The organism is Micromonospora sp. KC721 (genome assembly GCF_004348355.1).
Taxonomy (GTDB): domain Bacteria; phylum Actinomycetota; class Actinomycetes; order Mycobacteriales; family Micromonosporaceae; genus Micromonospora.
The window spans coordinates 1-12,308 of record NZ_SMJY01000182.1; the positions used below are offsets into that span (position 1 = coordinate 1).

Sequence of the window (12,308 nt, forward strand, 5' to 3'; positions counted from 1 at the left end):
GGCGGAGGCGGGGGGAGACGACCTGGCAGGCGGCCAGCGCGGCGCCGGTGGCCGCGGTCAGCTCGGGCTCCGGGCCCACCTGGACCGGGCAGGGGAACGCCGCGCCGAGCAACTCGGCGACCAGCGGAAGCCGGGCGGAACCGCCGGCGAGCAGGACCGCGTCCAGCTCCGCCGGGGTCAGGCCGGCGCTGCGGACGGCGTCCAGCAGCAGGTCGACGGTCATCGCGACGGCAGGGCGGATCAGCTCCTCGAACTGCCCGCGGCTCACCGGCACCCGGGTCGGTCCGGCCGGAAGCTCCAGCAGCACGTCGGTCTCCGTGACGACGGTCAGCTCGTGTTTGGCCCGGTCGCAGGCCGTGGTCAGCTCGCGCGGCACGACGTCCGCGCCGGCCCGGCCGGCGTCGGCCGAGCCGCGGGCCAGGACGGTGCGGACGTGGTCGGCTAGTTCCTCGGTCAGGTCTGCCCCGCCGCATCCGGGCAGCGACCGGGCCAGACCGACGGTGCCGTACGTCCCGTCGTGGTGGCGGCGGACCAGTGCCGCCTCGAAGGTCTCCCCGCCGAGGCCGTAGACGGCGGCGAGGGCGCCGGAGAAGCCCCGCGCCGCGTGGTACTCGGCGACCGTGACCGGGGCGGGCAGCAGCGTCACCCGGGGCAGACCGATCTCGGTCAGGGCGCGGTGCAGCAGCTCCCGTCGGTGCGTGCCCCAGCCTGCCGGGTGGCTGACCACGACCGCCTCGGCGGGGCCGCCCTCGGTGACCCGGGCCTGCTCCGCCACCCACCCGGCCAGCACCGCGGTCAGGGTCTGCGCCGGGTAGGCGTCGCCGTCCACCACGACGGGGATGTCGTCGCCGACCCGGTGCGCGAAACACCGCACGGTGCGGCCGTCGCCGGCTACCGCGGGCACACCCAGCGTCATCGCGCCGTCAGCGGAGAGGTGCAACGTCGAGGGGGCGGTGGTCGAGCCGGCGTGCAGAACGACCGGCTCCGGCGCGGACCAGCCGGCGCCCCACCGCCGGGCGACCGCGGCGGCGGTGGTGGTGCATCCGATGTCAATTCCCAGGACGTACGGCATCGTCTCTCTCTCACCAGGAGTTGGCCGGCCGGCGGCGACGGTGTCGGTGCCCGTACGGCGACACGGTCCGGCAGACCCCGTGGGGGTCCTACGTTCGTACCAGAGATCCACCGCGGACCTACTCCCTAAATCCCGACCGCTCGGTTCCCCCTATCCCCCTAACCGGTGACGGGGGAGGCCCCCGACGCGGGCCCGCATACTTTCGGGTCCATCCCCGATGCCCGACGTCGGCCCCGTCCGTAGCGTCACCGATCACTGCGGCGCACCACTCGTCGCCGACCAGACGTTCGAGGGGAAACCATGGAACCGAACCAGACCCTGCACGACTTCGTGCTCAACCTGCTCATCGACGCGGACGCCCGGTCGGCCTTCGACCTCGACCCGGAGGGTGCCCTGCGGGCTGCGGGGCTGCAGGACATCACCGCCGCGGACGTGCAGGACGTCGTGCCGCTGGTGGTCGACTACGCCCCGGTGCAGGGCCTCACCTCGCTGGCGCCGACGGCGGTCGGTGTCGACCAGCTGCCGCTGGACACCACGGACGTCGTCGGCCAACTCCAGAGCGTGACCCAGCAGTTCGCCGTCGCCGGCTCGGCCAGCGGGGTCGACGTCAAGGCGGGCGTGCTCGGCACGATCGCCGTCGACCCGACCACCGTCTCCGTGGGCGCGGCCGTCCTGCCGGGTATCGGTCTCGGCGTCGGGCGTGACGGGCTGGACACCGACCTGACCGGCGTCGGTGACGTCGCGCACACCCTGGACGCCGGTGTGGTGGGCGGCCTGGACAGCGCCGTCGAGCCGGTGACCCGCGACGCCGTGGACACCACCACCGGTGTCGTCGGTGACCCCCTCGGTACGGGCGACGGTCTGGTCGGCGGGAGCCTGGACGGTGTGCTGCCGAACACCCAGGGCCACGTCGGCGGGCTGGTCGACTCGCTCGGTGTGAACGACACCCTGGGCGGGCTCGATGTGGGCAACCCGGTGCAGGACCTGGACCTCACCGGCACCGTCACCGGCGTCACCTCCCACGTGGACTCCACCGTCTCGGGCACGCTGGGCGGTGCCACCGGTACGGTCGGCGGTCTCAGCGGTGGCGTGAGCGGGAGCGTCGGCGTGCACGGCGAGGCCAACGCCTCTGTCGACACCGGCCTGCTCGGACTCGGCGACGGCCTGCTCTGAACGGTCGTACCACGGCGGAAGGGGTCGGGTCACCTCGGGGGTCCCGGCCCCGTCCGCCGTACCCGCCCCTCTTGATTAATGCGGGGCTATCGGCACACTTGGTCCCGTGATGGCGGGAATTTGGTTGGATGTGCTGGACGAACTCGCCGGCACCTGCACCGCCCACGGCCGCGCCGACCTGCTGCGCACGGTCCGCCAGAAACGGGCCCAGCTGCTCGATCCGGCGCTGCGGGTGCTGGTCGTCGGCGAGCCGGACCAGGGCAAGAGTCAACTGGTCAACGCGATCGTCACCGCCCAGGTCTGCCCGGTCGGTGACGGTCGGACCACCGTTCTGCCGACCGTGGTCCGGCACGCCGAGACCGCCTCGGCGGCGCTGGTGCGGACCCCGCCGGAACCGCAGGCCACCACCGCCGGCAGTCCGGCGACGGTCGAGCGGACCCTGTTGCCGTTGGACCGGATCGCCGCCGGTGTCGCCGGAACCCTGGTGCCGCGCTCGGGGGGCGGCACCGCCCATGTCGAGATCGGCGTTCCCCGGGCGTTGCTCGGTGCCGGTCTGGTGCTCGTGGACACTCCGGGCACCGACGGGGTGGCGGGTTCCGGCAGCGCGGCTCCGGTGGTCGCCCTGCACCGGGCGGACACCGTCCTGCTGGTCTCCGACTCCACCCGGGAACTCTCCGTCGCCGAGCTGAACATGCTGCTGCACCTCACCCGTTCCCATCCCAACGTGGTGGTGGTGCAGACCAAGACGGACCTGGTACCGGACTGGCGGGCGGTTGCCGACCGCAACCGGCGGCACCTGCAGGAGGCCGGCGTCCCGGCGCCGCTGATCCCCGTCTCGGCGGCGCTGCGGATGCGCGCCGCGGCCGGCGACGACCACCAGCTCAACACCGAGTCGGGTTTTCCCCTGCTGATCGCCCGGCTGCGCCGGGACCTGGCCGGCAAGAGCGACACCCTGGCCCGGGTGTCGGTGACCGCGCTCGCCCGGGCCGTGGTCGAGCAGTTGGCCGCCCCGCTGCGGGCCGAACTGGACAACCAGCAGGCCACGGAGCGGGAGGGGCCGATCGCTCGGTTGCACGCCGCCCAGCGGGAGGTGGACGAGCTGCGCCGCTGTTCGACCCGGTGGCAGAACACCCTGGTCGACGAGCTGGCCGACCTGCTCTCGGACGTCGAGTACGACATGCGCGAGCGCACCCGTCAGATCCTGCGCGCCGTCGACGAGGCGTTCGACACGGCCGACCCGCTCACCGGCTGGGACGTGTTCCAGGACTGGTTGGAGCGGAGCCTGACCGAGGCGGCCCGGGAGAACCACGAGTGGCTGGTGCAGCGCTGCGACTGGGTGGCGCGGCGGGTCGCGAGCAACTTCGCCCGGTACGGGCACCACGTGCTGCCGCCCTGGTCGATGGCGGTGCCCGATGACCTCGCCGACCGGCTGCCGCAGCTGGAGTGTCCGTCCGTCGACCGGTTCACCCTGAGCCAGAAGCTGCTCACCGGCATGAAGGGGTCGTACGGCGGGATGTTGATGTTCGGGCTCGCGTTGACGCTGGCCGGTATGCCCATGATCAACCCGGTCTCGGTCGGGTTCGGTGCGCTGCTGGGCGGCAAGAGCATCCGCGACGAGGGCAAGCAGATGCTTCGCCGCCGCCAGTCCACCGTCAAGGCGGCCGTCCAGCGGCACGTCGACGACTTCTTCGTGGCGATGACGAAGGACTGCCGGGACACCGTCCGGCAGGTGCAGCGACTGCTCCGCGACCACTTCACCGCGCTGACGGAGGAGTTGCAGGAGAGCATCGTCGAGTCGTTGCGCACCGCCAAGCAGGCCGCCGAGACGGACGCCGCCGTCCGGGACCGGCGGCAGCGGGAGATCCGGGCGAAGATGACCGGGTTGGCCCGGCTGTACGAGCAGGCTCAGGCGCTGACCGCGGCCCGTCCCGGGCCGGTGCTGCTGGAGCAGCCGGCGTGACCGGTGCAGCGGGGATCGAGGCCGCCGTCCGGCGCCTGCTGCACGAGGCGCTCGACCGGTGCCGCAACGATCCGGGCGTGGCCGGACCGCTGCGCCACCAGCTCGCCCGGTTGGACCGCCCGGTGCGGGTCGCTGTCGTCGGCCCCTGGCGCTGCGGGAAGTCGACCCTGCTGAACGCGTTGATGGGAGAGGTGGTCGCGCCGGTCGGCGAGGTCGCGGGCGGCGACGCCTTCGTCTGGTACGAGGACGGCCCCACGCCTCGTGCCACCGCCTGGTCCGCCGACCGGCCGCCGCAGGAACTGGCGGTCGCCCGGTCCGCGTCCGGGATGCGGGTGGGCCTGGGTGGCCCGGCCGCGAACGGGCTGACCGACGTGGTCGTGCGGTGGCCGACCCGATCCCTGCGGCACCTGACGCTGCTCGACACGCCGGCGTTCGGTGCGGACGAGCCGGGTCCGGTCGTCGAGCGGGTGCTGAACGAGGCGGACGCGGTGCTCCACCTGACCCGGGACGGGCGGCACGGCGACCTGCGGTTGCTGGAGGCCGGCCGGGAGAGCCTGGTCGGCCAGGCCGCCCCGGTGCCGGTGGTCCTGGTGCGCTCGCGGGCGGACGAGATTGGGGGTGGGCAGATCGACGCGTTGCTCACCGCCCGGCAGCTCGCCCGCCGCCAGCAGCGGGATCCGCGGGTGGCGGCCCGCTGCTGGCACGTCGTGGCGTGCAGCGGGGCGGTCGGTCTGGCCGGACGGACGCTGGCGGAGCCGGAGTTCGCCGCGTTGGCGGAGCTGGCCCGGGTACCGCGTCCGGAGTTGGCGGGCCACCTTCTCTCCGCCGACCGCTTCCTGCGCGGCGAACTGCCGGTGTACCTGGACACCGCGGACCGCGCCGCGTTGGTGGACCGGCTGGGCCTGTTCGGGGTCCGGCTGGCCACCACGCTGGTCCGGACCGGCTGTGACACCCGGGCGAAACTCGCCGCCGAGCTGGTGCGCCGCAGCGGCCTCGCCGAGCTGCGGGAGTCGGTGCACCGGCTCTTCGTCGACCGGCAGGGCGTCCTCAAGGCCCGATCGGCGTTGGCCACGGTGGAGGCCGTGGCGCGGACCCGGCCGGCGGCGGACGGCCGCGCTCTGCTCGGCGCCGTGGAGCGGGTCCTCGCCGGCGCGCACGAGTTCGCCGAGCTGCGGCTGTTCGCGGCGCTGCACGGCGACCGGTCAGGGTTCGACGCCGGAACCGTCGAGGAGGCACGGCGGCTGCTCGGCGGCGAGGGCAGCAGCCTGCCCGCGCGGCTCGGGGTGGAGTTCGACGCGCCCGTGCGGCGACTGTGGGAGGCCGCCACCGAGGCGCAGCGGCGGTGGCGGGAGCGTGCGGAGGACCCGAGGCTACGGTTGGGCCAGCGGCGCGGGGCGCAGGTCGTCGCCCGTAGCTGCGAGGGGATGCTCGCCGAGCTGGTCGACCGCAGCCGGCGGCCCGCGCCGGCGTAGCCGTCGCAGCCAATCGATCGGGCGGACCTTCTCCAACGGCAGGAAGCCGGCCATCGCCACCAGGTGCGGCGCGAACGAGATGGTGATGGTCGCGAAGGTGATCAGGTGGAAGGTGTAGAAGAAGCCGACCGTGACGAGTCGCCAGCGTTCGCGGAGCAGGAACACCAGCGGGCTGAGGACCTCGAAGGCGAGGATGCCGAACTGCGCCACGATCAGCAGGTAGGGCACCTGGGCGATCAGGTCCGCCAGGTCGGTGCCGCGCCGGATGATCGCTCGCGCCAGCACGGATCCGGTGGCCCAGTCCAGCCCGCCGAAGCGCAGCTTGGCCCAGGCGGCCAGGAAATAGGTGCAGATCACCGCGATCTGGGTGACGCGCAGGGCCCAGCCAGCCGCCTCGCTGCGGGTGGCGTCGCCGTGCCGGGCGCGGCCGGCGGTGGGCAGGGCGGCCAACGCGACGAGGAAGGCGAACCGGTCGTGGTCGACCTTCCCGTAGCTCATCGCGATGATCATCCACTGGAAGTAGAGCGCGAAGATCGACCAGCCGAGGAGTCGGGGCGCGCGTCCGGTCGCGGCCAGCAGGGCGAGCGGAAGCAGCGTCCAGAAGATCACCGCGACCAGCGTGGGGGTCGGGGTGGGCAGCGGCAGCAGCCGACCGATCAGCAGCGGCTGGTACAGCTCGCCGGGCACGTCGACCCGGGTGCGCACCCAGGGTGTGAAGACGACGAGGTCGGCGGCGACGAACAGATAGACCAGGGTACGGAAGGCGGCGACCCGGCCGCGGGGTACGGCCTCGGTGAGCCAGCCGGTCACCGGGTCGCCTCCCAGCGCACCGCGGTCTCGTCGATCCACGTGCCGGTGGGCCGGCCCTGACGGATGCCGTACCAGCGGATGACGATGCGCACCTCGACCAGCTCCGGTGCGTCGGGGTGCCGTTCGGCGTACGCCTCGGCGACCTGTCGCAGTCGGTCCGGGTCGGCGGCGTACCGGGACTGCTGGCCCTCGATCTCGGCCCGGCGAATACCGGTGGCCTCCTGGCCCAGCGCGATCACCGTGCCGGACCGGTCGACGCCCTCGACCCGGGTGTCGGGGGCGGGCGCGTCCGGCGGCGGAGAGGTGGAGTACATCCGGAACGGGCCGAACGGGAAGTGGTCATCGAGGCCGACGACGGTGCCGGCCAGGAGCAGGCCGGCACCGAGGGCGGTGGCGACCAGCCGGCTGGCCCGGCCGCGGGAGGTCAACGTCTCCATCGGGTCGTGACGATACGGGATGCCTGTCGCACGTGGGCTCCCGCGCGGCGTCACTCCTGCGTGTCGCGGTGCGGGGTGGGCCGGAGGGTGGGCGCGGACGACGACGGCCGGACCCGGGGCGGTCCGGCCGTCGTCGGTCGGTGCTCAGTGCTTCTGATCGGCCAGCTGCTTGCGGACGTCGTCCATGTTCAGGGCCCGAACCTGTTCGATGAGGTTCTCCAGCGCCGACTCGGGCAGCGCGCCGGGCTGGGCGAAGACGATCACGCCGTCCCGGATCGCCATGATCGTCGGGATGGAGCGGATGTCGAACTTGGCGCCGAGTTCCTGCTGCGCCTCGGTGTCGACCTTGCCGAAGACGATGTCCGGGTGCTTGTCCGAGGAGCGCTCGTAGACCGGGGCGAACCGCTTGCACGGGCCACACCATTCGGCCCAGAAGTCGACCAGCACGATGCCGTCGCGCTCGGTCACCTCGTCGAAGTTGGCCGTGGTCAGCTCAACCGTTGCCATTGCTCTCTCCGATCAGCGGGCTGCTTTGCGTCCGGTAGAACCAGGGCCGCTCTCCGGGAATTCCCGGTCGGGCGGGGCCGAAACCGTCCGGTCCGCGTCCCGGGTCGCGAGGGCATCGAGGCCCATCTGTTCACTGGGTGTGCGGAACGCAAATGCAACACGCACTTGCGTCACCTCTCGTGATGGGAGCGTTTCCAGGGAGATCGTCACAATCCACCACTACGAATCGGTAACTTGGGCCGTGACGAGGGTTGATGCAAGGTGCAGAGATCCTTCTCGTGACACGCTTCGTCACTGACAGTAATGTCACAAAAAGATAAATGTGACGTCCGTCTCTGTTCGTATGTCCTGCGGGTGGGGCAGAATCTTGGGCATCAGAGCGTGGGCGGCGGGTGCCGGGGAGGGCCCCGCCGCTCATTGCGTCCCCCGCCGGGCGCGGCCGTGTGACATTTCCACCCCGCCTCCGACCCCGCCAATTCCTTAACCAGCGGTAAGGCATGCTGTGGCGACTCCATCGCCGTCCGTCGGAGGGGACAAGGATGCAGTTCGGCCGCTACTACGAGGAATTCGAGGTCGGCGCGGTCTACCGGCACTGGCCGGGCAAGACCGTCACCGAGTACGACGACCACCTCTTCTGCCTGCTCACCATGAACCACCACCCGTTGCACCTGGACGCCCACTACGCGGAGTCGGCGACCCACTTCCAGCGCAACGTGGTCGTCGGCAACTACGTCTACTCCCTGCTGCTGGGCATGTCCGTGCCGGACGTCAGCGGCAAGGCGATCGCCAACCTGGAGGTCGAGTCCCTGCGGCACGTGGCCCCGACCTTCCACGGCGACACCATCTACGGCGAGACCACCGTGCTCGACAAGCGGGAGTCCGGCTCGAAGCCGGACCGTGGCGTCGTCTCGGTGGAGACCCGCGGCTACAACCAGGACGGCACCCTGGTCTGCGTCTTCCGGCGCAAGGTCATGGTGCCCAAGAAGGAGTACGCCGCTGCGGCGGTGCCCGACGGCGTCGACCCGGAACGGCCCAGCTTCCCCACGCCCCGCTGAGTGCCCCCTCGGCCCACGGGCCCCGTCCCCGCCGTTCTGGCCGGACCGGGGTCCGGGCCGGTCCCGGAGGCATATGCTGGCGCCGGAGGTCTGAGATGAGCCACTCCCTCGCCGGAGAGCCGCCCGCTGCCGGACGCCGCGCCGCACCGCTGACCACGGCCATCTACTCCGCCGCCGAGTGGGACCTGCTGACCACCGTGCCCGGCCGGGTGCTCGTGGCTGCCGCGGCCACCCCCGGGCGGCCGTCCCGCGGTGTCCCCGCCGGGCTCGCCGGGCTCGACGCGCTCGCCGCCGGCCGGGCCTTCGACAGCGACCTCGTCCGCGCCGTCGTCGCCGCGATCTACGCCCGGCACGACGGCGGTTCGACCCCGACCGACAACCGTACCGACCTGGTCGACCTGCTCGCCGCGTGCCGGGCGGTGGTGCGGGTGCTGCACCGCCGGGCCGACCCGGCCGACTCGGCCGCGTACCGGCAGTGGGTGGAGTCCGTGGGGGTGCGCGTCTGCCACGCCGACAACCGCACCAGCCCGGCCGACCGGCGCTTTCTCGATCGTCTCGGCGAGGCGCTGGGGCTGCGGCGGTGACCGGGGCGGCCTGCGGCGGCCGCCCGGCTGTGCGTACCCTCTGGTGACCGTGACCGAGGATCAGCTCGACGTGGGCGTCGGCCCCTGGCCCGGCGACCCGCCGGACGACCCACGGTACGACCCGGAGCTGCTCGCCCACGGCGACCGGCGCAACGTGGTCGACCGCTACCGCTACTGGCGGCGGGAGGCCGTCGTGGCCGACCTCGACCAACGTCGGCACGACTTCCACGTGGCTATCGAGAACTGGCAGCACGACTTCAACATCGGCACCGTGGTGCGCAACGCCAACGCCTTCCTCGCCGCCGAGGTGCACATCGTCGGGCTGCGCCGGTGGAACCGGCGCGGCGCCATGGTGACCGATCGCTACCAGCACGTCCGGCACCACCCGACCATCGAGGAGTTCGTCGCCTGGGCGGCCGGGGCGGAGCTGCCGGTGGTGGGCATCGACAACCTTCCGGGTTCCCGGCCGTTGGAGACCACCACCCTGCCCCGACGCTGCGTCCTGCTCTTCGGGCAGGAGGGGCCGGGGCTGTCCGAACCGGCGCGGAGCGCCTGCCACCAGCTCTTCTCCATCGCCCAGTACGGGTCGACCCGTTCGATCAACGCCGGGGTGGCCAGTGGTATCGCCATGCACTCCTGGATCCGCGCCCACGCCGGCCCGCCCCCGGCCTGACCCCGGCAGCCGGATCGCCGGTGCCCCCGAAACGGCCACATCGCTTGACGATCAACCGGCGCGGGGTGACTGTGGGTTGATGAGTGTTGTGGTGAGTTGTCCCAGGTGCGCGGGGTCCGTGCGGCCCCCCGATCTGATGCACGGTGAATCGCGGTGCGCGCGGTGTGGCCCGGTCGCGCCGTGGCACGTACCCGAGCGCATCGACGAGGCGATCCTGGCGAGCGTGGTCGACCGGGTGGCCGCCACCGGGGCGGAACGGCCGGGCGTGCCCCTGTGGTGCCCGTGGCCGCTGCCCAACGGCTGGACGGTGACCGGGGTCGGCTGGGCCGGCGACGACGCCACCGGGGTCCGGGCAGCCGCCCTCGCCTGCGCCGGCCCGGCGCCGCTCGGCGGTGGGCTGGCCGAACTGGTGCTGGTGGCCGAGGAGCCGGGAGTCGGGCTGGGTGCCCGGCTCGCCGGAGTGTCCGGGCCGGACCCGGGTCCGGGGCTCGCGGAGGTGCTGACCGGGCCGGGGCCGGGCCTCGGGCATCCGCAGCACGTCGAGCCGGCCCGGATCAGGGCGGGCGGACACCCGACTCCACTGTGGCTGGTGAATTCGGCGACGGATCGAAGCGCGTACGCCGGCGAGGCTCGGGGAATGTGGCTTCATGCGATAGCCTGGCCGGCGAGCGCGGGTCACCTCCTCGCGGAGGACGTCGTCCTACACGACCTCGCCGAGTGGACTCCGCCCGAGCTCGTGTACGGCGCACCGTCCCCGTACCTGCACGGCAGGGCATAGTCGCTCTGGTGGGCTTGTCGGGGAGCGGACGCAGATATTCACCATACGACACCACACTGATACCCTGAGTTCCGCTGCGGTAATCGGACCCGGCGCCGCGCGAGAGGATGGCCCGCTATGGTCAAGAAGGTCCTCACCTGGGCCGGCATCGCATTCTTGATCTTCTTTGTCGCCTACCGGCCGAACTCCGCCGCGGACGTGTTCAAGTCACTCGGTGGTGGCATCGTCGACATCGCCCAAGGCTTCGGCGACTTCTTCACCAGCCTGGTCGCCTAACCGCCGATGGGCAGCCCGTCCGGACCTCCTTACGACCCCGACGACCCGGACCGGGAGCGTCGGGAGCGGGACACCGAGCCGATCCCGCGGTACCGGCCCGACGACGAGCCGGGCCGCGGTCCTGACATGACGGGCGGGCCGTTCCTCTCCGACGACGTCGGTTACGGCGTCGGCCCGAGTGGCTACCCGGGAGAGGGGCGGGCCGGTCGAACCTGGGATCCGGACCAACCACCGGTCATCTCCGAGGAGGAGTTGGCCGGCCTACGCGCCGACGCCCAGGGCATGGCACCTCGACGGGTGCTGCCGCTGGAGGACGAACCCAGCTCACTGGTCGCCCGCTACCTGTTCCCCACCGAGCGTTACCGCGGTGAGTGGAAGCGGCACTGGATCCACCTCACCACCCCGATCCTGGTCGGCGTCGCCGCCACCTTCGTGCTCGGCTACCTCTCCGGTTTCCTCGCCGGGCAGGACGTCGGCGCCCTCACCACCATCGCCGTGCTGCTCTGGTTCGCGGTGATGGGCTGGGTCGCCTGGCGGGTCGCCGACTGGTGGTACGACCGCTTCATCCTGACCAACAAGCGGGTCATGGTGGTCAACGGCATCATCACCCGCCGGGTGGCCATGATGCCGCTGACCCGGGTCACCGACATGAAGTACGAGCAGAGCCCAACCGGACGGGCGCTGAACTACGGCACCTTCGTGCTGGAGTCCGCCGGCCAGGAACAGGCCCTCCGCGAGATCAAGAACCTGCCGAACCCCAACGAGCTCTACCTGCGTGTGGTCGAGGAGATGTACGAGCCGCAGGCGGTCGAAGCGCGGCTGGGCAAGGAAGCCGACGAGGCGAAGGCCGACGACGGAGCCTGAGGCTCCCCGGCCTACCCGGGGCGGCCTACGGCTTTTCGACCGTCCGTCGACGTAACGGGGCACCATCCGCCCTCGACCCGGCCGCTCCGCCATGACAGCCTGCCAGGAGATTGGGCGGGGGAGGTGTGTGGTGGACGAGCGGGATCCGCTGGAGGAGGAGTTCCGCGAGTTCGTCGCGGCCCGCTCCGAAGCCCTGCTGCGCACCGCGTACCTGCTGGCCGGGGACTGGGCCACCGCCGAGGACCTGCTCCAGACCGCGCTCACCAAGACCTACCTTGCCTGGAAACGGCTGGGCGGCATAGAGGCCGTCGAGCCGTACGCCCGCCGGGTCATGGTCAACACGTCGACGAGCTGGTGGCGCCGACGGTGGCACGGGGAACGCCCCACCGAGGTGCTGCCCGAGCGGGCCGGGGCCGACGAGATCGAACAGCAGCTCGACCGGGACGTGCTCTGGCGACACCTGAGCGCGCTGCCCGCCCGACAGCGGGCGGTGCTGGTGCTCCGCTTCTACGAGGACATGTCGGAGGCGCAGACCGCCGCCCTGCTGGAGATCTCACCGGGCACGGTGAAGAGCCAGACCTCGCGGGCACTGGCCACCCTGCGCCGCCGGCTCGGCGCGGAGGCCGCCCTGGACGCCGCCCTTGACC

The 12,308-nt window shown here is 72.3% G+C and carries 14 protein-coding genes; 10 read left to right on the forward strand and 4 right to left on the reverse strand.

Annotation, left to right across the window (positions count from 1 at the left end):
* Positions 1 to 1,072, reverse strand: a 1,072-nt coding sequence (locus E1182_RS24375; RefSeq protein ID WP_132269365.1) for an Hsp70 family protein, incomplete at its 3' end; no start/stop codon positions are given.
* Between the two features lie 300 nt (positions 1,073 to 1,372).
* Between E1182_RS24375 and E1182_RS24380 the strand changes: the two genes are divergently transcribed.
* The 3 genes from E1182_RS24380 (at position 1,373) to E1182_RS24390 (ending at position 5,677) form a co-directional block, all read left to right on the forward strand.
* Entirely contained in the window at positions 1,373 to 2,245 is an 873-nt protein-coding gene (locus tag E1182_RS24380) for an IniB N-terminal domain-containing protein (RefSeq protein WP_132269367.1), read from the forward strand.
* Positions 2,246 to 2,354: 109 nt separating this feature from the next.
* Positions 2,355 to 4,205 (forward strand): dynamin family protein, encoded by a 1,851-nt coding sequence (locus tag E1182_RS24385; protein ID WP_132269389.1) that lies wholly within the window; start codon positions 2,355 to 2,357, stop codon positions 4,203 to 4,205.
* Positions 4,202 to 5,677 (forward strand): hypothetical protein, encoded by a 1,476-nt coding sequence (locus E1182_RS24390; RefSeq protein ID WP_132269369.1) that lies wholly within the window; start codon positions 4,202 to 4,204, stop codon positions 5,675 to 5,677. Before E1182_RS24385 ends, E1182_RS24390 begins: the two co-directional genes overlap by 4 nt.
* Here the strand turns inward: E1182_RS24390 and E1182_RS24395 are convergent.
* The 3 genes from E1182_RS24395 to trxA all read right to left on the reverse strand — a co-directional run bounded on the left by E1182_RS24395 (position 5,576) and on the right by trxA (position 7,431).
* The gene (locus tag E1182_RS24395; RefSeq protein WP_132269371.1) at positions 5,576 to 6,487 is read right to left on the reverse strand and encodes an HTTM domain-containing protein; all 912 of its coding nucleotides are present in this window, start codon (positions 6,485 to 6,487) and stop codon (positions 5,576 to 5,578) included. The genes E1182_RS24390 and E1182_RS24395 overlap by 102 nt on opposite strands.
* Positions 6,484 to 6,924: a hypothetical protein gene (locus E1182_RS24400; protein ID WP_132269373.1), complete on the reverse strand. Its 441-nt coding sequence runs from the start codon at positions 6,922 to 6,924 to the stop codon at positions 6,484 to 6,486. The genes E1182_RS24395 and E1182_RS24400 overlap by 4 nt, the downstream gene beginning before the upstream one ends.
* 144 nt (positions 6,925 to 7,068) lie before the next feature.
* The gene (gene trxA / locus E1182_RS24405; RefSeq protein WP_132269375.1) at positions 7,069 to 7,431 is read right to left on the reverse strand and encodes a thioredoxin; all 363 of its coding nucleotides are present in this window, start codon (positions 7,429 to 7,431) and stop codon (positions 7,069 to 7,071) included.
* Positions 7,432 to 7,970: 539 nt separating this feature from the next.
* On the opposite strand from trxA, the gene E1182_RS24410 reads away from it, so the two are divergent.
* The 7 genes from E1182_RS24410 to E1182_RS24435 form a co-directional block, all read left to right on the forward strand.
* Positions 7,971 to 8,486 (forward strand): MaoC family dehydratase, encoded by a 516-nt coding sequence (locus E1182_RS24410; protein ID WP_132269377.1) that lies wholly within the window; start codon positions 7,971 to 7,973, stop codon positions 8,484 to 8,486.
* Positions 8,487 to 8,581: 95 nt separating this feature from the next.
* The gene (locus E1182_RS24415) at positions 8,582 to 9,070 is read left to right on the forward strand and encodes a hypothetical protein (protein ID WP_132269379.1); all 489 of its coding nucleotides are present in this window, start codon (positions 8,582 to 8,584) and stop codon (positions 9,068 to 9,070) included.
* 49 nt (positions 9,071 to 9,119) lie between these two features.
* Complete coding sequence (locus tag E1182_RS24420; protein WP_132269381.1) at positions 9,120 to 9,743, forward strand: RNA methyltransferase; 624 nt, start codon at positions 9,120 to 9,122, stop codon at positions 9,741 to 9,743.
* Positions 9,744 to 9,822: 79 nt separating this feature from the next.
* A complete protein-coding gene (locus E1182_RS24425; RefSeq protein WP_371687601.1) occupies positions 9,823 to 10,521 on the forward strand; it encodes a DUF6758 family protein in 699 nt (232 codons plus the stop codon).
* A gap of 117 nt (positions 10,522 to 10,638) precedes the next feature.
* Positions 10,639 to 10,797, forward strand: coding sequence for a hypothetical protein (locus E1182_RS31275; RefSeq protein WP_165942702.1), 159 nt, complete (start codon positions 10,639 to 10,641; stop codon positions 10,795 to 10,797).
* A 6-nt stretch (positions 10,798 to 10,803) separates the two neighbouring features.
* Entirely contained in the window at positions 10,804 to 11,661 is an 858-nt protein-coding gene (locus E1182_RS24430; RefSeq protein WP_132269385.1) for a PH domain-containing protein, read from the forward strand.
* Positions 11,662 to 11,791: 130 nt separating this feature from the next.
* On the forward strand, positions 11,792 to 12,308 hold a 517-nt coding region (locus tag E1182_RS24435), incomplete at its 3' end, for a SigE family RNA polymerase sigma factor (RefSeq protein ID WP_243706397.1).

Excerpts from the sequence above, each read along its gene's own strand:
- E1182_RS31275 (WP_165942702.1), top strand. The coding sequence starts at position 10,639 with ATGGTCAAGAAGGTCCTCACCTGGGCCGGCATCGCATTCTTGATCTTC.
- trxA (WP_132269375.1), bottom strand. The coding sequence starts at position 7,431 with ATGGCAACGGTTGAGCTGACCACGGCCAACTTCGACGAGGTGACCGAG.
- E1182_RS24425 (WP_371687601.1), top strand. The coding sequence starts at position 9,823 with ATGAGTGTTGTGGTGAGTTGTCCCAGGTGCGCGGGGTCCGTGCGGCCC.
- E1182_RS24385 (WP_132269389.1), top strand. The coding sequence starts at position 2,355 with ATGGCGGGAATTTGGTTGGATGTGCTGGACGAACTCGCCGGCACCTGC.
- E1182_RS24430 (WP_132269385.1), top strand. The coding sequence starts at position 10,804 with ATGGGCAGCCCGTCCGGACCTCCTTACGACCCCGACGACCCGGACCGG.
- E1182_RS24380 (WP_132269367.1), top strand. The coding sequence starts at position 1,373 with ATGGAACCGAACCAGACCCTGCACGACTTCGTGCTCAACCTGCTCATC.
- E1182_RS24415 (WP_132269379.1), top strand. The coding sequence starts at position 8,582 with ATGAGCCACTCCCTCGCCGGAGAGCCGCCCGCTGCCGGACGCCGCGCC.
- E1182_RS24400 (WP_132269373.1), bottom strand. The coding sequence starts at position 6,924 with ATGGAGACGTTGACCTCCCGCGGCCGGGCCAGCCGGCTGGTCGCCACC.
- E1182_RS24410 (WP_132269377.1), top strand. The coding sequence starts at position 7,971 with ATGCAGTTCGGCCGCTACTACGAGGAATTCGAGGTCGGCGCGGTCTAC.